Annotated in this window: 14 protein-coding genes; 5 read left to right on the top strand and 9 right to left on the bottom strand. The window is 51.7% G+C overall.

Translation table 11 applies throughout. The annotated features are described in order from the left end of the window. Positions 1–10: 10 nt before the first annotated feature. Positions 11–2,281 carry a Tex family protein gene (locus Q4E93_RS17275; RefSeq protein WP_303587301.1) on the bottom strand — a complete coding sequence of 757 codons (2,271 nt, stop codon included), beginning with the start codon at positions 2,279–2,281 and terminating at the stop codon, positions 11–13. A 52-nt stretch (positions 2,282–2,333) separates the two neighbouring features. Between Q4E93_RS17275 and Q4E93_RS17270 the strand changes: the two genes are divergently transcribed. From Q4E93_RS17270 to fbaA, 5 genes are all read left to right on the top strand, one after another. Then, positions 2,334–3,695, top strand: coding sequence for a pyridoxal-phosphate dependent enzyme (locus tag Q4E93_RS17270; protein ID WP_303587299.1), 1,362 nt, complete (start codon positions 2,334–2,336; stop codon positions 3,693–3,695). 749 nt (positions 3,696–4,444) lie between these two features. After that, positions 4,445–5,230, top strand: a complete 786-nt coding sequence (locus Q4E93_RS17265; RefSeq protein ID WP_303587298.1) for a helical backbone metal receptor — start codon at positions 4,445–4,447, stop codon at positions 5,228–5,230. Positions 5,231–5,277: 47 nt separating this feature from the next. After that, a complete protein-coding gene (locus tag Q4E93_RS17260; protein WP_303587296.1) occupies positions 5,278–8,931 on the top strand; it encodes a hypothetical protein in 3,654 nt (1,217 codons plus the stop codon). A 22-nt stretch (positions 8,932–8,953) separates the two neighbouring features. Then, a complete protein-coding gene (locus Q4E93_RS17255) occupies positions 8,954–10,063 on the top strand; it encodes a hypothetical protein (protein ID WP_303587637.1) in 1,110 nt (369 codons plus the stop codon). Between the two features lie 110 nt (positions 10,064–10,173). Next, the gene (fbaA, locus tag Q4E93_RS17250; protein ID WP_303587295.1) at positions 10,174–11,241 is read left to right on the top strand and encodes a class II fructose-bisphosphate aldolase; all 1,068 of its coding nucleotides are present in this window, start codon (positions 10,174–10,176) and stop codon (positions 11,239–11,241) included. Between the two features lie 16 nt (positions 11,242–11,257). On the opposite strand, the gene Q4E93_RS17245 is transcribed toward fbaA, so the two are convergent. The 8 genes from Q4E93_RS17245 to Q4E93_RS17210 all read right to left on the bottom strand — a co-directional run bounded on the left by Q4E93_RS17245 (position 11,258) and on the right by Q4E93_RS17210 (position 25,415). Next, positions 11,258–12,574: a MutS-related protein gene (locus tag Q4E93_RS17245; protein ID WP_303587294.1), complete on the bottom strand. Its 1,317-nt coding sequence runs from the start codon at positions 12,572–12,574 to the stop codon at positions 11,258–11,260. Further along, a complete protein-coding gene (locus Q4E93_RS17240) occupies positions 12,571–13,893 on the bottom strand; it encodes a MutS-related protein (protein WP_303587293.1) in 1,323 nt (440 codons plus the stop codon). The genes Q4E93_RS17245 and Q4E93_RS17240 overlap by 4 nt, the downstream gene beginning before the upstream one ends. A gap of 3 nt (positions 13,894–13,896) precedes the next feature. Continuing rightward, positions 13,897–16,209, bottom strand: a complete 2,313-nt coding sequence (locus Q4E93_RS17235; RefSeq protein WP_303587291.1) for a Gldg family protein — start codon at positions 16,207–16,209, stop codon at positions 13,897–13,899. Positions 16,210–16,216: 7 nt separating this feature from the next. After that, positions 16,217–17,143 carry an ABC transporter ATP-binding protein gene (locus tag Q4E93_RS17230; RefSeq protein ID WP_303587289.1) on the bottom strand — a complete coding sequence of 309 codons (927 nt, stop codon included), beginning with the start codon at positions 17,141–17,143 and terminating at the stop codon, positions 16,217–16,219. Positions 17,144–17,157: 14 nt separating this feature from the next. Next, on the bottom strand, positions 17,158–18,708 hold the full coding sequence (locus tag Q4E93_RS17225) for a redoxin domain-containing protein (RefSeq protein ID WP_303587287.1): 1,551 nt from the start codon (positions 18,706–18,708) through the stop codon (positions 17,158–17,160). Positions 18,709–18,726: 18 nt separating this feature from the next. After that, the gene (locus tag Q4E93_RS17220; protein ID WP_303587285.1) at positions 18,727–20,190 is read right to left on the bottom strand and encodes a RagB/SusD family nutrient uptake outer membrane protein; all 1,464 of its coding nucleotides are present in this window, start codon (positions 20,188–20,190) and stop codon (positions 18,727–18,729) included. 20 nt (positions 20,191–20,210) lie between these two features. Then, positions 20,211–23,891: a SusC/RagA family TonB-linked outer membrane protein gene (locus tag Q4E93_RS17215; RefSeq protein ID WP_303587283.1), complete on the bottom strand. Its 3,681-nt coding sequence runs from the start codon at positions 23,889–23,891 to the stop codon at positions 20,211–20,213. A gap of 300 nt (positions 23,892–24,191) precedes the next feature. Then, positions 24,192–25,415, bottom strand: a complete 1,224-nt coding sequence (locus Q4E93_RS17210; RefSeq protein ID WP_303587281.1) for a FecR family protein — start codon at positions 25,413–25,415, stop codon at positions 24,192–24,194. Positions 25,416–25,464: the final 49 nt, after the last annotated feature.

Genomic DNA, 25,464 nt, shown 5'->3' with positions numbered 1-25,464 from the left:
GACGGGACGGCTACTTGAATTTTTTCTTCAGCTCCATCAACTTTGCCTGGAAAGGATCCAAAGCCTTCTCCCCTCCCTTGGCCGCCGGCGCTTTTGAAGGTGCGGGGCGCTGACCGGCTCCGCCTTGCGGCTTACCAGCGGCAGCCGGCTTATTACCCTTCATAGATAGAGAGATCCGCTTACGGGAGATATCCACCTCCATGACAGTCACCATTACCTTCTGCTGCAGCTTTACCACCTCATTCGGATCCGACACATACGTATTGCTCAGCTGGGAGATATGCACCAGCCCATCCTGTTTGACGCCAATATCCACGAAAACACCAAAATTGGTGATATTGGTAACAATACCCGGCACCGTCATACCCTGCTTGAGATCCTCCATGGTCTTGATGGTCTCCTCAAAACGGAATTCTTCGATGACGCTTCGTGGATCACGACCGGGCTTTTCCAGCTCCTTCATAATATCGTCAATGGTGAACTCCCCGACTTTTTCCGAGACATATTTCTTTTTGACGACCTTCTTCCGCAGGTCAGATTGAAGGATCAGGTCCGTCACCGTGCAGCCCAGGTCCTTCGCCATGGCCTCCACCACATTATAGGTCTCCGGGTGAACGGCGCTGTTATCCAGGGGGTTGGCAGCCGCCCGGATTCGAAGGAAGCCGGCGCACTGCTCAAAGGTCTTTGGCCCCATCAGGCTTACTTTCCTCAGCTCTTCCCTGTTTGCAAAAGCCCCGTTCTTTGCCCTGTATTCAACGATATTCTTCGCCAGCGTGGCGCTGAGGCCGGATACATAGGTCAGCAGGTGTTTGCTGGCGGTATTGAGGTCGACGCCGACATGATTCACACAGCTTTCCACAATGCGATCCAGCTCCTCTTTCAGTTTGTTCTGGTTGACGTCATGCTGGTACTGCCCTACCCCGATGGATTTCGGGTCTATCTTCACCAGCTCGCTCAAAGGATCCAGCAGGCGACGGCCGATGCTCACCGCTCCCCGTACCGTCACGTCCTGGTCGGGGAATTCCTCCCGGGCCGTTTCACTGGCGGAATAGATGGAAGCGCCGCTTTCATTCACCATGAAGACACTGACATGCCGACCAAAGTCGATGCCACGTACCAGCTGCTCTGTCTCACGACCCGCCGTTCCGTTTCCAACAGCGATGGCTTCGATATCGTATTTGTCCACCAGTCGACGGAGCTCTGCCGTACTGGCCTGTACTTCATGCTGCGGAGGATGGGGATAAATGGTGCTGTTGTGCAGGAAATTTCCCTGCGCATCCAGGCATACCACCTTACAGCCTGTACGGAATCCAGGGTCCAGCGCCAGGATCCTCTTGGAGCCGAGAGGAGAGGCCAGCAGCAGCTGGCGGAGATTTTCGGCAAATACCCGGATGGCTTCCTCATCGGCCTTATTCTTGCTGAGAAGCCTGAACTCATTTTCAATGGAAGATTTCAGCAGGCGGTCGAAAGAATCTTCTATGGCTTTCTTCACTTCCCCTGCCGCTGGCAGGGAAGACTTTATAAAGATCCTGTCCAGCTCGTCCACAGCCGTCTGCTTGTCGATGTTGATATCCATGATCAGGTAGCCTTCCTTCTCGCCCCTCCGGATGGCCAGGATGCGATGCGAAGGGCAATTGGCCAGGGACTCGCTGAATTCAAAATAATCCCTGTATTTCTGGGCGTCTTCCTCGTCCTTTTTGGAGGTCAGCACTTTCGAGCTGAGCGCAGCGCTTTCGGTGAACAATTGCCTAACCTTATTACGCGCCTGCTCATTTTCCGCAACCCATTCCGCGATGATATCACGGGCGCCCTGCAAAGCCTCTTTTTGATCCTTCACCTGCTCGTTCAAAAATTTAGCGGCCTCCTCATTGGGATCTCCAGCTCCTTGCTCGAAAAGAAATCTGGCCAAAGGCTCCAGTCCTTTTTCAATGGCAGTGGTAGCCCGGGTCTTACGCTTGGGCTTATACGGAAGATAAATATCTTCCAGCTCCGTAGCGTCGTAACAATTTATGATACGTTCTTTTAATTCGGGGGTAAGCTTGCCCAACCCTTCGATGGTTTTCAGCACCGTTTCCTTTCTCTTATCCAGCTCAGTGAAATATTTTATCTGCTCCACCACATCGTTGATCTGGACCTCGTCCATATTGTTGGTGGCCTCTTTCCGGTAGCGGGCCATGAATGGAATAGTGGCGCCTTCCGCATGCAGGTCATGGATATTGTTAATCTGCCTGAGGCTAAAGCTTAATTTCTCTGCGATCTTTTGAATATATATTGGTTCCATAGTAAGTCGAGTGGGGCGCAAATGTAAACAAAAACCTTGTTACCTTTACCGCATGGATATCAAAAACAACATCCTGGAGACCATCGGCAATACTCCATTGATCAGATTGAACAAACTGACGAAAGATCTGCCTTGCACCGTACTGGCCAAAGTGGAATATTTCAATCCGGGCAACTCGATAAAGGACCGGATGGCGCTTAAAATGGTCGAAGTGGCCGAACAGGAAGGCAAATTGAAGCCGGGTGGCACCATCATCGAATGTACCTCAGGCAACACAGGCATGGGCCTGGCCCTGGCAGCAGTGGTAAAAGGCTATAAGTGCATCTTTACCACCACCGACAAACAATCCAAGGAAAAGATAGATATTCTCAAAGCCCTGGGCGCTGAGGTCATCGTGTGCCCGACCAATGTTGAGCCGGAAGACCCCCGCTCCTATTATTCCATCGCCCGTCGCCTCGCTAAGGAAATACCCAACTCCTTCCATGCCAATCAATACGACAATCTGGCCAACCGGCAGGCGCACTATGAGACGACGGGACCGGAGATCTGGCAACAGACAGATGGCAGGATCACTCACCTGGTGGTAGCCACCGGTACAGGCGGCACCGTCACCGGGACTGCCATGTTCCTGAAAGAAAAGAACCCCGGGATTCAGGTATGGGCCATGGACCCCTTCGGTTCCCTGCTCACCAAATACTTCCGCACCGGAGAAGTGGACATGAACCAGGTACACCCCTATATCAGCGAAGGCATCGGAGAAGATTTCGTGCCACAGAACTACGACATGAAATATGTGGACGTGTTCGAGCAGGTGACCGACAAGGACGCCGCCGTCATGGCCAGGCGTATTGCCAAGGAAGAAGGGCTTTTCTGCGGTTATAGCGCGGGTACTGCCGTACAGGGTCTGCTACAGCTGAAAGATCTCCTGAAAAAGGATGACCTGGTGGTGGTGATCCTGCACGATCACGGCAGCCGGTATGTTGGAAAGGTCTACAACGACCAATGGATGATGGAACGTGGTTTCCTGGACGTGAAAACCTTCAAGGACATCGTATCCGGACGGGGCGCCAAGCGCCTGATCACCGTAGACGCTGATCAAACGGTGGGTCAGGCCTTCGAACTGATGCAGAAATACAATGTGGAAAACCTGCCCGTCCTCCGGCAGGGCGAACCCGTCGGCGCCATCAGTGAAAGCGGTCTCTTCGCCCGGATGATGAGCAATGGACAGGATATAAAAGGGAAAAAAATAGCCGAAGTGCTTGAAAAACCCTATCCCATCGTCTCCTTTGACACCCCTCTCGAAAGGCTTAGCAGCCTGATCACCCGCGAAAACGGGGCCGTATTGGGAAAAGATGACAGCGGGAATTACCACATCGTCACCAAGTATGACGTCATTCACGCACTGGGCGCTTGAGGACACACAACTTAATTATATACCTAATATAATGATTGTCAATTATTAATATTTTTGTCTTCCGGCTTATCGTATCTTTCCCATAGCCCCGCACTGCATTTTTACTAGCTTATTATGCAATGATTACGAGCAGCTTAGTAATTCCTGATGAAAAAAAATAGAGCAAAACCTCTCTTGCCTTTCCAACTTTAACAAATTATTTTTGATTTAGAAGTTGATTGATAGCTATCAATCACCCAGTATCCGAAAAACCAGTCAAAATCCAATATCCAGTAAAAGAACCTGACCCAATATCCAAAGAAATTCCAGGTTACAATCCAATATCAGTCAACTTCTATTTTTCTGTTATCCTGTGAAAAAAAACCAAACGTCAAGGCTCTGATCCAATCATCCGGAAAAACCAAAGAACCAAATCCTGTAAAAAACCCTGGTATCCTTTAAAAGACCGAAAAGAACCAACATTCCGAAAAACCAAAAAACCCGGAACCGATCCTGAGAAACGAAACTTATCCTGAAAAATCCAACACATCCAATAAAAGACTTGTCTAAGATCCAACGTCCGAGAAAAACCAAAAAGCAAGTGTCCTATCCTAGTGTTCAAAAACCACCTGCTTTAACTCCGGTACCCTCCTGCTAAACTCTTAAAGGAACTGATTAGTGCGCGAATTTAGCAGGAGGCCTTTACCGATGGGCCCTCCCACAGCATTGCCCCCTACTGGCAGAGCGGAAAGTCGTTCGTATCTTGCAGCATGCCCGCTTTTACCGACCAGCTTAACAGAACCATCTCCCTCGATCATCTTCCCCGCCGGATCATTTCCCTGGTGCCTTCTCAAACCCAGCTGCTCCATGCATTGGGATTGGAAGAAGAAGTAATAGGCGTTACCAGATTCTGCGTTCATCCCGACTCCTGGTTCCGTAAAAAAACACGCGTAGGCGGTACCAAGGACATTCGCTCCGACATCATTCAAAGCCTGCAGCCCGATCTGATCATCGCTAATAAGGAAGAGAACCAGCAACACCAGATAGAAGCGCTGGCGGCTAACTACCCTGTATGGGTCAGCGATGTCGCGACCCTGGAAGATGCGCTTGCCATGATAAACGCCCTGGGAACACTCACGGGAAAAATGCAGGAAGCGCTTTCACTGACAGACCGCATCGGGCGGCAATTTCAGGAGCTTGCTCTTTTACACCCCCGGCCTCTCCGCACCGCCTACTTCATATGGAGAGACCCGTGGATGGTGGCCGGTGGGGATACCTTCATCCACCATATGCTGCAACAATGCGGCCTAAGCAATATTTTCGCCGGCGAGAACCGGTATCCTGCTATAACGCTGGACGAACTGGCTGATCGTCGTTGTGAACTGGTGTTGCTATCCTCCGAACCCTACCCTTTCCGTGACAAACATATCGCAGAGATCAGGGAAGTCCTGCCGGCAGCCAGGTTCAGGCTGGTGGATGGTGAAATGTTCAGCTGGTATGGCAGCCGCCTGCTGGAAAGTCCCGCCTGCTTCCGTCAGCTCCTGGATAGCCTGTAAAATACCCCCTTTGGGGTATATACACCTGTCATAAGTAACCTACCTTTATGATCATGGGCACCTCCGGTGGCGGCAATACGATCGTACGGACAATTATACCTGTCATGCTCACCCTGTTGATATTGGGTATATTCCTGTCCCTGTATTTCCTGAAATATATTCCCGGCAAACAAAGCGCGCTCAACGACCGGGCCTACATGGAGCTGCAGCAAATAGCAAAAGCCATACAACGGAGGGATAATGGCTATGTACAGGCCATCCGGTATTTCCTCAACAAGCCCCAATCCTCCAGCCCCCTGCTTCAATCCTTTAAATGCACGCCACGGCGTCCCGATGAAAGGGACAGCACGATCAGCGTCTATCCCGCAACCCTCATTCCCGACAAATTCAACAATGACAGCTGGCAGCTTTCCTACCCATTGGTCCACGCCTCGGGTAAAGACACCATCTTCATGTCCACGCCGCTTGATAGCCTGCTGACCCCGCTCATATCCACCTATAAGGACATTTTCAATAGCTATCTGCTCATCGGTCAACCCTCCGCCGGCAATGTTCAAAAGAACATCCTGTTCAATTCGGACAATCTTCCCCTGGGCAGTGACTTCGATCCGGATACGCTGCTAAAAAAAAGGGATGGGCTCAATCCCCAGTTCATTCACGATGTCAGCATTGAAGGCACGCCCCATAAACTATTCCTTTATCCGCTGCAATTCGGCGCCGTACACGTCACACTGGCCGGGATCATCAGCACTGCCGATTACAACAGCGGGTATAAGGACATCCCCCTGAAGCTTTTTGTACCTGCCGGCATCATTATCCTTTTATTGATCATTTGCCTGCCCATCCTGAAGATATTTATCCTGGGCGCCGGCGAATCCATCACCGATTGGAATATCCGTCAGATCGTCGGCGCTTATTTTGTTGCTGCCTTCACCTGCTTCTTCCTTTTCTCGTGGCTTTTCCTCACCCGTGCTCAGTCGGCAGATGACAGGGCCGCACTCCGACGCTTCTCACGGAGCGTCCAGGGACAATTCCTCCGTGAGATCGACACCATCTGCCTGCAGCTTAAAAAATGGGATACCGCCTATCTGCAGATCGATGGCATCGCCGACAGTGCCCTGATGGCAGGACTGCGCGGTGACTATGTGCTGAACCGCGGGGATAGCCAGCGCCTGGATCACACCTTTTACGCGGACGCATACCCCTACACGGACTATGCCTTCTGGATCGACTCCTCCGGAAAATGGGTGGCGACATGGAGCGGGAAGACAGGCAATAATAAACCCTTGCTCCTGAATGTGGAGGACCGTGATTATTTCAAAGACTTTGTCAATCGAAAATATCTCAATCGCCGATGGCATTATACCATCCAGCCCACGCTTTCAAGACTGGACGGAGAATATACGATCACGGTTGTCATCGAAAGCATCGCGCCCCCCAAAAGAGTGATGAGCCAGGGAAAGATCCGGATCTTGCGCCGCCCCATGCTGGTAGGGCTATCCGCGCAAATGCACTCAGTCACCAATACCGTGCTGCCCCAAGGCTATAATTTCAGCATCATCGACGAGAATGGCGCCGTACTGTATGACTCCAAACCAGGCCGCGCCCTCTTATCCAACATCCAGAAAGAAAGCGAGGGATCGTCCGCCATCCTGGAATGCGCACGCTTCAGGAACCACCGGTATTTCAGTCATTTTCAGCTGAAAGGCAGGGACGTGGCGCTGGAAGCGACGCCCATGGAAGGTCTGCCTTATACCCTGCTTTCCTATTCCGACCTTACCAGCACAGATCATTTCCAGATCCATGTCATCGGTCTTTCGGCCATCTTTACCATCAGCATCGTCGCGCTGCTCATACTGTCGACGGTCATAAACGAATGGACAGGAAAAAAACCAGGCATCCTGCTGACCCCGCCACTGCACTTCGAATGGTTAAGACCACGGCAGCATAAGAATAGGTATTATCTGCATCTGGTCATCGGCCTGCTCGCCATGCTGGCCGTCTATATCCTTGCCTGGATCGTCATTTCATCCATGCCGCGTGAATATGAATTCTCACTTTTCTTCATCACGATCTCCCTTCCTTTCTACTGCTCATTATTCTATTATACCGTACGGGAAAAGGAAAAGAAACTCCGGCAGCACATGAGTCCGCTGATCCCGCTGGTCATCTTTTTTTCCCTGAGCCTGGTATTGCAGGTCTGCCTGTCCTTCTTCGGCGCCTCCACCATCGGCATCCCCTTGCTGTCAATGGCCGTCCAGGCCCTGTTCCTGGCGGTCCATTTGCTGTTCGTCACCATCTTCACCCCTTCTTATCTGCAGGCTCCCACGGACGGCCGGCTGTTCCGGATGAAAAAAGCCCTGTTCGACTGGAGCGGCAGACGAAGCCCCTCCTGGCTCCGCAGCTATTCCATGGCCATCGTCATGGGCGTATTCCTTATCAGTGTCGTTCCGGCGTGCGGGATCTTCTGGCTCTTCTTCAGACAGGAAACAGGACTTCGACGGAATAGCACGAGACTGGAAATGGCCAGGACCATCAACAGCCGAAGGTTGATGCTGAACAAACGGACGGCTGTCTACAAATTCGCCGACACCAACTACAATAGGAGATTGGAAAGTCTGCGGCAGCTTAAATTCGATTTCGGCATTTACCTCATACGGAATGAACATGTCCGCCCGGACCCTACGGACAAAGGGACCCCCTTCTTCCCCATAGCTTCACAATACGTCAGGGTGCATGACGTATTCTTTCCGGGAGATACCAATGTGCTGGCAGGCGTATCCCCACCTGATTCAGCAGCAGACGGGACCTGGCGCTTTTCAACACCTGGCGGCGACGCCCTTTCTCCCGTGAGATTGGATTACGATGACCCGCAGGATCATATCAATCCCGGCGGACTCCGGCTGGAAGCAGGCAGGGAAGCCTCCTGGTCCAGCTTTGGCCTGATCCAACGCACCGATAAAGCCATCGGACCTGTTTTTATGATCCTCTTTTACCTGGCGCAGCTCCTCATCGTATTCCTGGTCTATAAGCTCACCAGGGCCCTCGCCACAAGGATATTCCTCATTGACATGTTTCATAATGGTCTGCAATTTTATTATGACAACAGGCCACGCGAGCCATTCCAGCCATCGCCCGGCCTCCCCGCCAGCTTTGGCCTGCTCATGTCCGCTCTCCGCGTGGAAGAAAAGGAAGCCGGAACAGACCCGATAGATAAAGCAGAGACCATTTTGCGCAACCGGGCCGCCTACGCAGCTGTTTACGCGGAAAGATGGTCCTCGTTACCCCCCGTCAAAAAATTCGTCCTTTTCGACCTGGCAAGAGACGGCTTTCCCAATTACAGGACAGCCAATACCCTTTTCGATCTGCTAAACGACAGGTTGCTTGAATTTCGCAGGAATGGACACCTGGAGCTGATCACGCCCAGCTTCCGGGAATTTGTCCTCCAAAAAGCGGAAGATCCCGAAGTCGTAGCCGCAATAAAAAAGAGCCGCCAAAATGGAGAATGGCTGTCATTCAAAACAGGATTGATGATCCTGTTCACCGCCTTTGGATTATTTATCTTCTTCACACAGGACGCGCTGTTCCAAAAGATGACGGGACTGCTGACCTCTCTCATATCCCTTACGACTCAATTCTCCTCCCTTTTCGACAAATCCATCCCAAAATCCGCGCAAAATTCAGCCGACGAGGATAAGTAAAAGGAAAATACGACATTTGAACATGCAGTTCAGTGATCACCCATCCGCCGCTGACGGAGAGTCAAACAAGCCGTCCCGGAAAAAACCCATTTTTCCAGTCCAGGAGCCCCTGCGCAATTACCTGAAACACCATGGCCGTGAAGTGCGGCAGCCCGTATCCTATCGCGATCTGCTGCAGCATATTACCTATTCCGTCCCCCTTCGGGACAAGCACGGCCAGGATAGCCTTTGGGAAACAGCCCTCTATGACATGCGGCACTGGGACTTTATCCGCGAAGGGCTGGTTCAGATGTACGCCATCCTAAAAACGGAAGGTGACCTTAGCTACACCAAGCACCTCGATGTAGCAAGGATCGACTTCTGCAGCTTTGCCAATTCCAATCCCTTCCGGATCCGCATCGTCAACAAGTTCAACGATAACTACGATCACTATTACATCAAACAGGCCGATGCCTCCCGTATCTATGGCCTGGAGCTGGAACATCTGCTTTCTCCCAACCGCATTACCTTCTTTACGCACCACAGCACTTTGGTGGAAGAACATATCCCCGGCATACCGGGTGACCTCTTTATCAAAAATTTCATCGACGACCCTCTGACCAATAAGATCCGTCTGTCGAAAGAATTCGTCAAGTTCAATGAACGCTGCTTCGTACGGCTGCTGGGAGATATGCGCGCCTATAACTTCGTCGTAGACATCACGCCGGATATCGAAGATTACCAATACCGCATCAGGGCCATCGACTTCGATCAGCAATCATACGAAGGCAGGAAGAACCTCTACATCCCGCAATTCTTCAAGGAGAACAACGCTTTTGTAGGGCTGGCCCTGAAATACCTTAACAAGGAATCCATCGAACAATACCAGACGGAAGAAAGGACCATGATGGCCTTCCGGGTAGCCTCCTCCCGGTTCAGACTGATGGAACTATTGAATATCATGGCAAAAGACCAGCTCATCTCCAGCCCCGAGAAGCTGCTCCAGCTGAAAACCGAACTGAGTGAACATTTCAGGAATCCCGCTTTTCTCAAATGCCGTTCTATGGGCCAGGTGGTCAAAAGACAGCTGAAACAAACCCTGCAGAAGAATCTCGCCCTCATCCAAAAAAACCTGAGCAAATTCGAAGATTAGACGGCGATGCCGTATATTCGCGACTTCTTTAAGAAACGAGGCTTACCATTTAATGAATTTCAACGTTTTCGACTTATTGTAAAACAAAAAACAACCAAAGTTCAGTTAGTATGAAAAAATACAAAGCCGGTGTACTATTCGGTGAAGAGCTGGAAGCCTTGTATAAGGATGCAAAAGACAACGAATTTGCCCTTCCTGCCGTAAATACCATTGGCACCAATACGATCAACGCAGTCCTGGAGACAGCGGCCAAGGTCAACTCCCCCGTCATCATCCAATTCTCCAACGGCGGCGCTCAATTCATCGCAGGCAAGGGAATGCCCAATGACAAATTACAGGGAAATATCTCCGGCGGCATCTCCGGAGCCCTTCATATACATAACGTCGCTAAGTACTACGGCGTTCCCGTCGTACTGCACACCGACCACGCCGCTAAAAAATGGCTGCCCTGGATCAGCGGTCTCATCGACGCCGGTGAACAATTCTTTAAGGAAAAGAAACAACCCCTGTTCAGCTCCCACATGCTGGACCTTTCCGAAGAACCCCTGGAAGAAAACATCCATACTTCAGTAGAGTTCTTCAAACGCATGCAGCCCCTGGGCATGGCCATTGAGATCGAGCTGGGCGTCACAGGCGGTGAAGAGGATGGCGTGGACAACAGCGGAGTGGAAAATCATAAATTATACACGCAGCCGGAAGATGTTGCCTACTCGTATAAAGAGCTCAGCAAAGTAGGCCGCCTCTTCAGCGTGGCCGCAGCCTTTGGCAACGTACATGGCGTATACAGCCCCGGCAATGTGGAGCTGCGCCCCATCATCCTGAAGAACAGCCAGGACTATATCGAAAAAGAATTGAAGACAGGCCCCAAGCCCGTGTACTTCGTATTCCACGGCGGCAGCGGCAGCCCCCAGCACCAGATCAGGGAAGCCATCGGCTACGGCGCCATCAAGATGAATATCGATACGGACCTGCAATGGGCTTTCTGGGAAGGCATCAAAGACTACTACCAGAAGAACGAAGCTTTCCTCCAGGGCCAGCTGGGCAATCCCGGCGGCGCCGATAAGCCGAACAAGAAGTACTATGATCCCCGCGTATGGTTGCGCAAGGGTGAAGAGTCCTTCGCCAAACGGCTGGAAGTGGCTTTCGAAGATCTCAACTGTATCAACAGAAATGCATAAATCGGAAAGCCCCTCATCATAATGAGGGGCTTTCTCTTAGTAGATCGAGTATCTTTTCATTCTCGATGATCATCATCCCATGCCTGTCATTGGTAATTCCCTCCGTCAACCGGTAAGTATACCTGGGTATATGCCCCTCCATCACCGTCGGCAGATAGCTGAACTGTATCGCATCCCTGGGTAAAGCCTCTCCCACTTCGATGATATGGGTCGAGATCACAAAGCAGCAATTTCTGTAATCGGAAAAGGATCGTGTGACGGCCAGCGTCGCATCATAAGCATCTTTGACGTTGGTGCCCTTGAACAGCTCGTCAAAGAGTACGACCAAAAACTTACCTGAGCTGACTGCTTCCGCCACCGTCTTCACCCTTAATACCTCCGCATAAAAGTGACTGTATCCCTGTGCAAGATTGTCGGCGACGTTGATAGATGAATAAAGCCCGTCCCGTACCGAAAACTCCAGCGTTGCCGCCGCGACAGGGAATCCCATATGTGCCAGGTAGACGGCGATGCCAAAGGATTTCATAAACGTAGATTTACCCGCCATGTTGGCGCCCGTCAGAAATACCAGGTTGCTTTCGCTGTAAAAGGCCAATGAATTCCCCACGCCTTTATCCAGGGCAGGATGCCTTAGCGCTGACGCCCGGAATATATTATGCTCCTTGGGAAATGCCATGGCATAAGCAAAGCCCCTGGCGCGCGCCACACCGCTGACCGCGATATACAGGTCCAGCTCATAAATGATCTCCAGGACCATCTCCATCTCATTGAAAAAGCCCTGCTTCAGCAAATGGTCATAACGCGCCACCTGCAAAAGAGACAATGTTTGCGACGAGAGGGCATCGGTCAGCCTGCCGTCTGAGAACAGCGCTTTGAGATCCAGCACCCTGGCCTGGTAAGGACTATCCTTCTCTTCCAGCCGGTCAACAAATGCACGCAGCGTCTGCAATAACACAATAGTCGCCGTCAACCCTTCATACAACTGCTGATATTGCTCGTCACGGATAAAAGAACCCATCAGCTTCTTTTTCAGCACGGATGCCGCCGCCGTCATTCTGGTAGCGCCTGTTCCCATGCCCAGGTAATTCTCCACCTTCCCTACCTGCTCTGCGCTAAAAGGAAATGCCAGCTGTCGACGGTGGAAATACTGAAAGATGCCCGCCCTTGTATTGATGGCCTCTGCATCCGTCAGCGGGATGTTGAACATCGACTCCAATAGCCTGCCGCCTCCATGGGTCTTTACCTGGTTAAAGATCCCGAATATGGAGTGAGGCCTGTATTTCCCCAACAGGTTCAGGTCCTCCAATGTCTGTTTGTCCGCTACAAAGCTCATGATGCTATCATTTTTTTAACCTTACCCTTCTCCAAAATATCCAGTATTCCTTCGTTATTGATAATGACCATTCCATGTCTGTCGGCCGTGATCCCTGTCTCCAAAGTATACGTATACATCGGCGTGTTGCCATTCATCCGTGTCGGCAGATATTTGAAGCTGATATTATCCCATTTCTCTTTCAATACATCGCCAGCCTCGATGATATGCGTGGAAATAACAAACAGGCTATTTCTTTTTTGTGCAAATGCCGACGCAATGGCAATCGTGGCTTCGTAAGCGTCCTGAACATTCGTACCTCTGAACAGCTCGTCGAACACAATAAAAAGCCGGCGGGACTGGCTGAGCTCCTGCGCCATCTTCTTCACCCGCAGCACCTCGGCATAAAAATGACTGGCGCCCATACCCAGGTTGTCCGGCAGGTTGATGGTGGTATAGATGCCATCCAGCACGGAGAACTCCATCCGTTGAGCCGGCACCGGAAATCCCATATGCGCCAGGAACAGGGCGATACCCAATGACTTCATAAAAGTCGATTTACCCGCCATATTCGCCCCGGTGAGAAAGATCAGGTTGCTGTCCGGCGTGACCCGCAAAGTATTGCCCACCGCATTTTTTACATGGGGATGATAGACACCGTCGAGGATCACCACCGGTTTCTCCCGCGGCAATGCCAATGGGAACACAAACTTCCTTTCTGCCGCCACCTTACTTACCGCCATATACACATCCAGGAGATACAGATGCCGGAGGAGCCGATGCACTTCTTCCCTGTGCCGGAACCGGAACTGTATATCATAATCTGCTATGTCGGCATGGGAGAGCTTGCCCTCTTTATATGCAGGCATTTTTTGCAGCAATAGGGTAATGGCGGCCTTTTCGTCGTCGTATGGGCTGATCGGCAGGGAAAGCAGAAATGCCTCTACGCCTTCCAGCAGCTGCATGATGGCATCTACGCCTTTATAGATCAGGGCCGTCTGCACATCCATCCCGATGATATTGCCCAGCTTCCTGCCAAGCGACGCATCGTCTTTTGACAGCTTTGTCCGTTCATCCGTATTGGCCAGGTAGGGCTCCACCGCATCGAAGAGTACGCTCTTAAAAGGGAAGACAGTTCCTGCATTCGAAAAATACTGTATGATCCCGCTCCGGCGATTGATGGCCTGCTCATCGGACAAAGGGTAACGGAACATTTCTTCCAGCAACAGGGCGCCGCCCCGGGTAGTGGTACGATTAAATATATTGTACACCGACTCCCCGCCATGCTTACCAAAGATGTTGAGATCGTCCAGTGTTTGCCTATCCGTATTGAACAACATGTGTTACTTTCTTTTACGTCTGATCAGCAATACCGTCCCTACTGCCAGCAGGAGAGCGGGTATGATCCAGACAAATATGATCTTAAATACATCCACCTGGTCGGGGGTCACCCTGACGCGGTTATCCAGCGCATCGGGACGGCTGGTATCGATGGGAAACTCTCCATAAGACAACCAGCTGAACAGGGCTGTATTGAATAGGAAATTGGCGTTCTTGATATTGAACCTCGAAAGCTCCGCATTGCTGATAAAGTCGGCATCACCAGTGACGACGATCCGTTGCTCCCTTCCATTGATCTTTCTTGTCAGGCTGATGGCCGTCGGAACACGCTTCATCACATCCCCGTTGGCCGCTGAGAATACGATGTCAGCGGAGTCCACCACCAGTTTGTCCTTCTTGATCCAGCTTTCGCCGTTGGTCATCAACAATGGTTTGATCTCAAAACCGCTGCTATCCGTGTAGGACAGTCCTGTCGCACCTGCCATGGAGACGGGTAGGCTATCCTTGTACTGTTTCATCAGGGGTTTTGTGAAGGTCGCCGCCCATGCCGTGATACCAGGCAATACCAGGTCCGGTGAAAAATCCTTGCTCTTTTGCACAATAGCGCCGTCCATCATCTGCACACCCAGCTTCTGCAGCAAGGGGTTGAGGATGGCCTGCTTGCCTGGTTCTCCCGCGATCAGGATATTCCCCCCTTTGTCGATATAGGACTGCACCTTCGCCACGGTCTCAGGACTTAATGCCGTCCTTGGATCTGCGATCACCAGAGTCGATATGTCGGTCGGAATATCCTGCGTCGCCAATGACACCGTATCCACATTAAAGCCCTGGTTGACCAGCGCATACCGGAAAGTGGCCCTGGTGGTGATATCTTTATATTCCCTGTTACCGCTCTTTGAGATATTCCGTTCGAGATCACCCGTCAGAAAAGCGATCTTTGGGAGTCTTGCCGCCAGCAGCCGCTTGAAGGCAGCCGAGGTTTCCGTTTCACCGGGGAAGACTGTATTGTCGTCGAAGATCCGCAGGAAGGTAGACTTGTTCTTGTATCCCAGGTGCATGACAAAACGGTTGTACTCCGGCTTCAGATCGATGATCTTGTGTATCTCCTCCGGTGTCTTGAACATGGACAGCTTCAGATCTGCATTCTTAGCATTCGCATCTGCCATTTGCTTCAAGGTCTTGCCTTCGTTCTCCTTCATTTTGAACATCCACGCATCGATATAAGAGCTGTCGTAGTAATAGACATATTTCAGGTCTATGTTTTTTTTGAACCGCATATAGGGCTCCCAGCGCGCCAGGTCATAATTACGGGATTCAGGCAACCCGTACCAATAGTGGTTCTCCAGCAGATTGACATAGGTTGTGACCTCGATGGGGTCATCACCCAGCTCTTTGATGATATTTTGCGTGGCCGTCGTCAACGTTCTGGACTTACCCCTTGTCACATCCCAATAACCCACCAGGCTTGGCCGGGAGCTGATGTATCCCACTAGCAATGCCGAAACCACGATAAATACATAACGTCCAACCTTTACCAGCGCAGGTTTTGACTCCCTGCCCGACTTTAGCTTATAGATACTAAGCCCAAGAAAAATATAAATGATGAGGACGAAATACAGCACGTCCTTTGTCGTCAGCAACCCGAAAAGCATTTTTTCCGTGCGTCCGGTCAGCGAGAGAAAATAAGTGAGGTCCCTTACGAAGTCGATGCCCTGCCAAAGCCTGCCGATATAGCTTAGGATGCCGATCATGATAAAAGTTGCCACTGCCGCTACCACCTGGTAAGTGGTCAGACAGGACATAAATAGCCCGATGGCGGAATAGGCGCAAAGCAACAGGTAAAATCCCAGTGCGGAGGTAAGCAGCATGCCGGTGTCCGCCGACACGATCTGGAATTCACCGGCTATGAGAAAAATACCCAAGATACATACAAGTACCAGGCTGAAGATCATCATGGCAAGGAACTTTCCAAACACGATATCCCGCACCCTGACAGGAGAAGAATAAAGCAGCTTCATCGTACCTCCGTTGATCTCCCGGCTGATAAGCCCCATGGTCAGCAACGGTATATACAGGTATAATTTCTCCATGACGCTGCTGAACAATCCCTCCCGGGCGCCAAAGATCCTTTCTGTCAGCTGGGTCATATATTCCAGTCCAATGCCTCCCAATTCCTGTGACTTGGCGTTTGACCCCAGGTGATAGGTGTAGGCCAGTGCGCACTGGACAAAAAAGACGATCATTAAAAACCAGGCGATGGGCGAATAAAACAGGGTTCGCAGCTCTGTCTTTGCAATATTGAACGTGGTCCTCATGAAAATGTTATTGAGTTGATTTATTGGACAATTGTTTAAAGATCTCATCAAGTGCGCTCTTATCGACGTTGATCTCACGCAGCCTCCATCCCTGTTCCACGCTGGCTACCACCAGCCGCTGGGATATATCCTGGTCGCCGCTGAAATAGACACGCACCTGTCGTTCCGTGAGGAAGTCCACTTTTGTGACACCCGGCACTTTCAGCAGCTCAGCTTCGGCAGGAGGATTATCCAGGTTCATCAGCACGCTGTGGGGCTCCACATAGTTATTAAAGGCCTCCATCGTGTCGGAGAAGACGATCCTTCCCGCTTCGATCATCTTGATCTCCTTGCACAGGATCTGCACTTCGGAGAGCACGTGAGAAGAGAAGATCACGGCCCTGTCGCGCGCGATCTCCTTGATCAGCGACCGCACTTCGATGATCTGGTTGGGATCGAGTCCGTTGGTCGGCTCATCCAGCACCACCAGCCTGGGCCGGTGGATAATGGCCTGGGCGATGCCTACGCGCTGGCGATAACCGCCGGATAGATTGCGTATCAGCCGCTTGCTGAAATGGGCGATACCGCAGCGTTCTTTGGCATCTTCCATAGCAGCTTTTATTTTACGCCTGTCCATCAGCCGTATCTCTGCGCAAAAATTGAGGTATTCGTCCACGGTCAGATCCATATAAAGGGGCGGCGTCTGCGGCAGAAAGCCGATCTCCTTTTTTGCCAGCTCCGGCTGCTCCCGGACATCGATGCCATTAATGTATACATTGCCTTCCGTCTGGTTGAGAGCGCCGCAAAGGATGTTCATGGTGGTGGACTTACCGGCGCCGTTGGAGCCCAGGAGACCGACGATGCCGCTCTGGCTGATCTCTATATTGATATCCCTGATCGCCCAGGAGCTGGTGTATTTGTGGGATAGGTGTTCGATCTTTACAATACTGCTCATATGATTTGATTGTGCTAATTTTTTGTTGCCAGCACTTCGGCGGCGTCGATGGTGAATTTGTTGTCTATCAGTAGCTGGATGATGGCTTCGTTCAGCTTGTCGGGATGGGTCTGCCACACCAGCTTGTTGTCCTGGATGATAAAGGTTTGAGGGATTCCCATTACTCCGGCCGGCTGTATCCATTTTTTATCGAAGTCGCTCTCCCTTCCACCGGCATAGGCGATGGCGTAGGTCAGCCCATCCCTTTTCTTTTGTACGAACTGCTGCACCTTCTGCTTATCTTCTTCCATCACATCCTGTCCGACGACCGTGATCTTGCCGGCGAATTTTTGGCCGAGTCTGTTCAGGTGCGGCATGGCAGCCACACAGGGTACACACCAGGTAGCCCAAAGCTCTACGATATAGATCTTACCTTTTTCGAAGCTCGTCACAGGCTGCCCCTGTATCCAATCCACCTGCGGATATTTTATCATCTCTCCTCCTACGTAGACATCTCCTTCGGCAGCGGTGCCGGCGGGTTTTATAAACCTGGCTATCCGGCTGGGCAATTCATTGTTTAATGACATCCGGCTGGCTACGATCTTTCCGGCCGGGTCCACCAACACACATTGCGGCATATCCGTATAATCACTGCTCTCGTCAAGGGCCGCGGGAAGAATATACACATCCTTATATAGCCGACTCACTCTATCCAGGCTGAATCGAAGCCCTTCGATGCCATATACATTCTTTTGCCAGAAACAGATCAGCACGTATTTTCCCTTCAGCGCCGACAGGTTCACAGTCTTTCCCGACGTGTCTTTCAGCACAAAGCCTGTAGCAGACCCTCCTGCATCCAGTTTCCGGGCCCGGGCGATCTCTGCAGCCAGCTTCCCCCCTTCCAGACTATGACGTATGCGCTCGCTGAAATGCAGGAATTCCGGTTCTATAACGGCAGGCTCGATGGTGCCGCGTACCTTCTTCTTCCACAGGTCCCATGCGACATAGCTGTCGGGATGATCTTTGATAAATGCGCTGTCGATGGTATTGCTCTGCGCCGACAATGGCTTCATCCGTTCTTTCAGATGTTCCATATCGATATCGCCGCCGCCCGTCTTGTATTTTGCTACGGCAGCATTGATCTCTTCCATTTGCGCATCGATAGTTTTGTGCAATTGCCTGAAGGTGCTGTAATCAGTCTGGGCCTGACCGCCCGTGATGTTGGCCGCCTTCAGGCCAGTTTCGCTTTCCACCCAAAACGCCGCCCTTTCCAGGTAGATACCTTGCTGGTCCAATCCCTGGTAATAGTCCATCGTCATCGGTCTATGCGCGTCAAAATTCAGGATCAGTTGCGCCATACCGGGTGCCGTCACCTTGCCGGCCAATACAAAAGCACCGTCTTTCACAGCCGCGGAATCCTGTATACGCCGGCCATCGGAGCCGTAATACAACAAATGGACAAAGCCTTGCCGGTCTTTACCGAGCCTGCCTGTTATGGTATATTGCTGCTGCGCAAAGGCAGCAGTACCTGCCATCCAGGCAATAGCCTGGATGGCGGTGTGTAAGAACACCTGCTTGAACTTCATTCTATGTGGGATTTGATGTTACGGGTTATTCACCATGCCCGGGTTGGCCTCGATATACGTCGCCGGTATCTGAAGGACCCAGCGCTCAGGCTGCTTGAGCGTGTATATCTTGTTACCGGCCGGGTCATATAAAGTATGGGTATAGGTGGCTCCCGCGAACAAAGGGTCCACGGACAGTCTTCTCATGTCGAACCAGCGGAATCCTGTAAACGCAAATTCCCGCTCGCGCTCTTCGATGATGAATTTCGTCAGTGCTGCTTGATCACCGGTGATGGCGCCCGATACCGGCGCATCGCCAGCCGGCATCCTGTTCTGGCGCAGCGTCTCCACATCCGTGACTGCATTGGCGAGATCACCTGTACGTGCTTCACATTCGGCCTTGATGAGATACATCTCATTCAGCTCGATGCCTATCCGGATGTACCTGATGCCGTAAGGACGCAATCTTCCACCGGGATTGGGTGTACCGTTGGGTTCTATATCGGAATAGAAATTCAGACGCAGATCCGATGGCTCAAACAAGGCCTGGGCCTTTGGGTCCAGGACCAGTCCGTCGTTCTCGAAGGGATTGCCGTCATAGCTGCCACCCATATAGACCATGGTCAGGGCAGCCTGCGTTTGATCGGTATAATCGTTGAATGGACCTGCAGGGCCGCTGTAGCTGTCGATCGGGAGGAATTTGCCGCCGGGCGCGAATTCCACATTGTAGTCATACAGCCTGGGCTTGAGCGGGCTGGCCATCACATCAGTAAACGCCGTCTTGATCTGCGTAAGAGCATCCGGGTATTTGCCCATAAATAAGGAGACTTTCGCTAGTAACGCTTCCGCCGCCCCTTTCGAAAATCTCGTTTTTGCCGGCGCCTGCACCGGCAGGAGTGCTATGGCTTCTGTCAGATCTTTGATGATGAAGTCGTACATCTCCTGTACAGTGGCCCTTTTAAAGCCGGATTGGGAAATATCCGCTTTTACGATCAAAGGGAATGCGGGATCGCTGGCAGCAGTGGCCGGATTATATGGCTTACCGTAACTATTCACCAGGAGGAAATTCAGGAATGCGCGGGAAGCCTTCGCTTCTGCCTGTAAGCTTTTCTTCCTGGCGTCATCGCCCTCTGACGACAGCACCTCGTTGATGATCTTATTGATCGTATACAGATTGCCTGTCTGGGTATTCAGGTCCAGCGGATAGTCTTTATTGTCCCAGATCAGGGCATCCCATCTGAAAGCTCTTGGCGTCTGCGGTTTCTCCTGCTTGCCAAAGAGATCGCCCTCGGCAGCGATGTCGTCGCCCATCAGCACGAACTCGCGGAGCCCACCGGCAGCCTGGTAAAAATAGAAGTTGCTGCTGTTCATGAGAAGATCGTAGTCCTCCACCTTAGTCGCCACCTGGTATCCTTTCGGAACGATGTCGAGGAACCCTTTTTTGCACCCTGTCTGCGATGCGATCAACAACACCATGCATACTATCGGATAATATCTTTTCATTGCTTGTTTTTGAATGTCGTTTAAAATGATACATTGACGCCCAGGCTAAGGGGATGCTTGCTTTGGATCAGCCCTCTTCCAAATTCCGGATCTATCCCTCTGTGATTGGCCTTCCACACCAGGAAATTGGCCGCCTGGAAGTATACGCCCATATTGTCGGCCCGTACGGCCTGCATCCATTTATGAGGCAGGGTGTAGTTCAGCGTGATATCCCGGATCTTGACAAAGGAGGCGCTGATGACATTGATGTCGGCGTTCCTGAAATAGTCATAGCTTCGCCGCGTGTAGCTGATGTAGCCGTCGGATATGTAGGATGGTATCGTAGTGACATTTTCGTCTCCCGGATTCTTCCACCGGTTAGCAAAGGCTACAGGCAGATTGCCGCTCCATCCTGAGCTCACGGACGTCCTTCCTCCAACATAGTCCACACCGTAAGCATCCCTCATAACATGGCCCAGGCTATAGATCATATTCACAGCAAGAGACAGGTCCTTGTATCGGAAAGTGTTGCTCAGGCCGCCGGAGAAGACGGGCGTCCTGGTGCCCTTATAGTATACATCGTCCACTGTAGCTATATTAGGCTTCTTTGTCACGCTTTTGTCCTTCAACTCGATCTGCGGATCGCCCATGTTGTCCAGACCGGCCCATTTGTAAGCGAATACCGGGTTGACCGCGTATCCAATCCAGTAGGAGGCATAAGTCTTCCCAAAGTCCGTGAGGGAATAAGGGCTGGGAGTGGAATAGCTCACCAGTTTGTTCTTGTTCCAGGCAAAGGTCAGTCGGGTGGACCAGGAGAAGTCCTTAACATCGAGGTTGACTGATGTCAGTCCGATCTCAATTCCTTTATTGACGAGACTGCCGATATTGCCGGTGCCGCTGGATGTGCCGGTGAAGGGGTTAAGCCGCACGCTGCCCAGCAGATCTTCGGAATTGCGGTGATACAGGTCGATATTGCCGCTAAGCCGCTTTTTCAGCAGTGCAAAGTCGATACCGATGTTGAACGTCTTGGTCGTTTCCCAGTTGAGGGTCCTGTTGGCATAGTTGTTTATACCCAGTGCAGGTCCGCTGATCGGAGGAGGGTAAACATAGGAGGCGGCATAAAGAATATCCTGGCTGGAGGCTGCACCTACGTAAGGGGAGTTACCGGTGATACCATATGTCGCCCTCAAACCAAGATCACTCACCCAGGTCACTGTCTTCATGAAGTTCTCTTTGGAAGTTTGCCATTTGGCGCCAAAGCTCCAGATGGGCCTGTTCTGGGAGGATTGGTCGGAACCGAACAGGTTGCTGTGATCCTGGCGCCAGCTGAGGTCCACGCTGTATTTGTGATCGAAGGTGTAGTTAGCCAATGCGAAATAAGAAGTGAAACGGCTTCTCTTTTCTTCAGCCGTAAAAGGATTTTGATAATAGCCGCCATAGCCGGTGACCGTGCCGTAAACACCCTGGCTCAACGTCTTGTAATCGAGTATGGCGTAGCTCTGCAAAGCTTCGTCATACCCTTCCAGGGTGATGCTGTTCTTCGTGTACATCGACTCCCTGGCCTCCTGGCCGACCTGCAGGCTCAGATCGTCCTTGCCATCCCTGGGGTTGGCAATATAGGTCAGTTGATTTCTCACCGTCCAGTCCCGCTGCTCATTCGTGCCATGATAGTAAGTGCCACCATAGTTAGGCAACAGGTAGACGGGGATATCCGCCGCAGTCGGCGCGATGGTCATGCTGACCTGGTCCTTGCGGCTCCTCCATGACGAATGGTCATCGTAAGTGTCGTATACCCCGGGCTGCTTGCCATAGCTATACGTCCCCAAAAAGCTCAGGCCGCGCCATAAATGAACATTGATGTTGGCGGTCAGATTGATACCGATGTTATTGATCTTCGTGTAGCCGCGGTTAAATTCGTCGAATGGATTGTAGTCGAGGTTGATCCGGCTGCGCGCCTGGTAGTCCTGCCGCAGGCTGTCGGACCAGCCCATGAGATAATCCATATCGAGCGAATGTCCCTGGGCGTCTTTGAACAGCTGATAGGGTATGAACCTGTTCGACACCTCCGGCGCGCGTTTGCTGCTGGAGATGGTATTGTTCAGGTTCGTACTGAGGGAGATCCTGACATCCCTCGTTGCATTGATGTCCTGGGTAAAATTAAGGCGATAGGCATTATTCTTTTCGCCGGGCCTGTTGCTCTGCATATCCGTATACGACAATGATCCATAAAAGGAATAGATACTGCCGCCGCCCGAAAGGGAAATGGTATGATTGGTGGTAAAAGCATTGCGGTACCACAGGTCTTTTATCTGACCGATATTGTCGATGGCCGACAGGCTGTCCAGGCTGGCGTTGGCCTGCGCCGGGGAGATCAATCCCCTGCATTGGTTGTATAGGATCACCTCGTGCGGCGCGATATAATCATTGTACAAGGAGCCCCAGCTGTAATATACGGGATCGAAGGTCTCTTTGGCTGTCTGGATATACTGGCGGCTGTTCATGAAAGGCATGTACTTGAAATCAGGCTTGCCCTGGTAGTTGATGTAGCCGCTGTAGTTGACCCTGAATTTGCTGTCCCTTCTTCCGGTCTTTGTCACCACTACTACGACCCCATTGGCCGCCTGTGCCCCCCAGATAGCAGCGGCTGCTGCGTCCTTCAGGACGGTGATGTCCTGGACATCGTCAGGGTTGATATCAGAAAAGTCCGGAACAGGCACTCCATTCAATACATACAAAGGTTCAGTCGAGAGCCCTAAGGAACCCTGGCCTCTGATCAGCGAAGATTGTGATTTCTTTCCATTACCGCTCCTGCTGGCCTGGTAATTACCCGGAGGGGCCACGACCATGCCGGGCACCAGTCCATCCAGCCGCTGGATCAGATCCTGTGTGCTCACACGTGCCTTGAAGGTCTCCATATCCGGCTTGGAAAATGAACCGGTGGCCCGTTCCCTGGACAACACCTGGTAGCCGTTGGAATAAGTGACCTCGATATTCTTCAGCTCCGTTACTTTGATCTTCATCCTGACAGCTACCTCTTTCTTTTTATTGATCCTCAGCTCCTGGGTTTCGAATCCCACGCTGCTGATCATGATGAAGGCATTTTCCGCCACCTGGTACAGATTGAACTCCCCATTGGCATCGGTGACTACCACTGCAAAAATGCTACCTGCCGTCACCTGCGCTCCTGTGGCCTGTGCCACCGGCGCATTAATAGCCGCTATTGCGCTGGGCTGATCGTAAGCCGGAGCTGTCGCGGGCATCGTCCCCACTACGACGACACCGGCGCCGGATACCGCCCTGCTTCCCCGTACCATCACCGTAGCCCCAGCAATGGGATTTCCCTTCTCATCCGTAACGCGCCCATGTACATCTATCCGGCCCGGCGGAGGCTCGACATCCCATGGCTGAACCGGCGCCACTACAATCGGCGGCTTTTGCTTTAAGACGATCATATTGTCAACGATGAGATAAGTGAAAGGCTGGTTGTCGAAACAAAGTTTCAACACCTCTTCAAGTGATCCCTCCTTCACGTCGACGTCTACCTTATCCGCCTCTTTCAGCCACTCGTCACGGTACACAAAAAGATAGCCCGTCTGCTTCTTGATCTCGCGGAAGACTTTCTCCAGCGAGGACCGGTGCTCCGACAGTGTGATCTTCTGGGCCCTGCTGTTAGCGCTGAGATGCAGGCAGGTAGACAACAATAAAATGGTTGTTAGGCGCATCACTAACAAAGTTTTGGTTAGCACCCCGTTTCTCATGCAAATGGGGTGGCGAAAAGCTCTAAAAAGCATACTTTTACATCGTTTGGGTTAAACAATAAGCAGTTCCAACAAATTGTATCATTGGGTAGACCTGAACATTCCGCCGGGAGTGGTACCAACACTTCCGGTTTTTTATTTCAGATCTCCCCGGGCACGCAAAGCCTGCCCCTGACAGGTAAATGCCTGCCCTCATTTTTTTGCAATCGGTAATGTTAAGGTTTAATAGCGTTCGCTCGAGAGGTGGTTCTCAATTGGATAGATCTATTTCATCACCACGATGGTCTTTCCTTCTATGCGGCAATGTATGCCGCTGGTCTGGAAGACCTTCAGTACTTTGGATAAGCTGGTATTGCGCGGCACCTCACCCGTGATATGTCCCACCGGCACTCCGTCCTCGAAAGCAACCTGCACATCATACCATCTTGTCAGTTGCCGCATGATCGTGGGGATATCGCTGCTCGTCATATGGAACAGCCCGTTCTTCCAGGCCACTGCCCCATCTACATCCGCATTTTTATTGATGTCTATATTTCCTTTTCCCGTCAGGCTGGCCTGTTGTCCCGGCGCCAGTATGGCCGTCTCCTTATCTTTTCTCACCCGCACACTGCCTTCCACCAATGTTGTCCTTATCGCGGGCTCATCGGTATAGGCGTTGACATTGAACGTAGTTCCCAATACCTCCACCGTCATGCCGCCGACCTTTACAAAGAAGGGCATCTTTGCATTGGCCGCGATCTCGAAATAGGCCTCCCCGCTGACCTCCACTTCACGGCTCCTGCCTGTAAAGCCCGTCGGGAAATGCAGACTGGACGCCGCATTCAACCATACCTTCGTACCGTCCTGCAGCACCACCTGGTATTGCCCGCCCCGAGGCGTATTGATCGTGTTGTAGCTGATCTTACTCGTAGCTCGCAGCTCGTGGCTCGCAGCTGTCTCATACGCCAGCTGTCCCTGCTGCAGTTTGAGCACTTTTGTACTGCCCTGTTTCGCCAGCGATCCGTTGGCAGCTGTATCCAGCGCTATCTTTGTACCGTCGGATAAGGTCAGTGTAGCAAAATTTCCGCCCGGATCGATGTCCAACGGCGCTGTGACAGGAGGCAGCTCCGCTACAGGCGGCGCCTCTTTTGTATGGGTATTGAAATAATAGATACCTGCCACCGCCAATAATAGTACAGCCGCAGCCGTAAACCTCAACCAGGCTGTCCTGAGAAAATGCACCCGGTGCATCGGTTGTATCACACGCTCCGGCTGCCGGGCATCCACCGCCTGCTTGTCCAGCATAAATATGGCTTCCGTCCTGGCCTTCAATAACGCTGGTTCCAGCTCCATTCTGTCCGGCTCTCCCAACGCCATATCGCTCAAGACATCCGTGACCGTCTCTTCATGCGCCGGCTGGCCGAGAATACCCAACAGCTCTTCCGCCTCCTGTATCGTCAGTTGTTGTTTGAGCCGCTGCTCCAGTAAATAGGTGATTCTTCCGCGCATAGTATAGATAAGACCATTGGACAAACCAATCGTCCTATTCCAATTTTAA

The sequence above is a fragment of the Flavitalea plasmicola genome (assembly GCF_030546645.1).
Taxonomy (GTDB): Bacteria; Bacteroidota; Bacteroidia; order Chitinophagales; family Chitinophagaceae; genus Puia.
The sequence above is the reverse complement of the archived record's forward strand: the minus strand, read 5'-3'. Positions and strand labels throughout refer to the sequence as shown.

Bases quoted from the DNA above. Each gene is read 5' to 3' on its own strand.
- Q4E93_RS17275 (WP_303587301.1), bottom strand. From the start codon at position 2,281: ATGGAACCAATATATATTCAAAAGATCGCAGAGAAATTAAGCTTTAGC.
- Q4E93_RS17245 (WP_303587294.1), bottom strand. From the start codon at position 12,574: ATGAGCTTTGTAGCGGACAAACAGACATTGGAGGACCTGAACCTGTTG.
- Q4E93_RS17220 (WP_303587285.1), bottom strand. From the start codon at position 20,190: ATGAAAAGATATTATCCGATAGTATGCATGGTGTTGTTGATCGCATCG.
- Q4E93_RS17215 (WP_303587283.1), bottom strand. From the start codon at position 23,891: ATGCGCCTAACAACCATTTTATTGTTGTCTACCTGCCTGCATCTCAGC.
- Q4E93_RS17240 (WP_303587293.1), bottom strand. From the start codon at position 13,893: ATGTTGTTCAATACGGATAGGCAAACACTGGACGATCTCAACATCTTT.
- Q4E93_RS17235 (WP_303587291.1), bottom strand. From the start codon at position 16,209: ATGAGGACCACGTTCAATATTGCAAAGACAGAGCTGCGAACCCTGTTT.
- Q4E93_RS17225 (WP_303587287.1), bottom strand. From the start codon at position 18,708: ATGAAGTTCAAGCAGGTGTTCTTACACACCGCCATCCAGGCTATTGCC.
- Q4E93_RS17260 (WP_303587296.1), top strand. From the start codon at position 5,278: ATGATCATGGGCACCTCCGGTGGCGGCAATACGATCGTACGGACAATT.
- fbaA (WP_303587295.1), top strand. From the start codon at position 10,174: ATGAAAAAATACAAAGCCGGTGTACTATTCGGTGAAGAGCTGGAAGCC.
- Q4E93_RS17230 (WP_303587289.1), bottom strand. From the start codon at position 17,143: ATGAGCAGTATTGTAAAGATCGAACACCTATCCCACAAATACACCAGC.
- Q4E93_RS17270 (WP_303587299.1), top strand. From the start codon at position 2,334: ATGGATATCAAAAACAACATCCTGGAGACCATCGGCAATACTCCATTG.
- Q4E93_RS17265 (WP_303587298.1), top strand. From the start codon at position 4,445: ATGCCCGCTTTTACCGACCAGCTTAACAGAACCATCTCCCTCGATCAT.
- Q4E93_RS17255 (WP_303587637.1), top strand. From the start codon at position 8,954: ATGCAGTTCAGTGATCACCCATCCGCCGCTGACGGAGAGTCAAACAAG.
- Q4E93_RS17210 (WP_303587281.1), bottom strand. From the start codon at position 25,415: ATGCGCGGAAGAATCACCTATTTACTGGAGCAGCGGCTCAAACAACAA.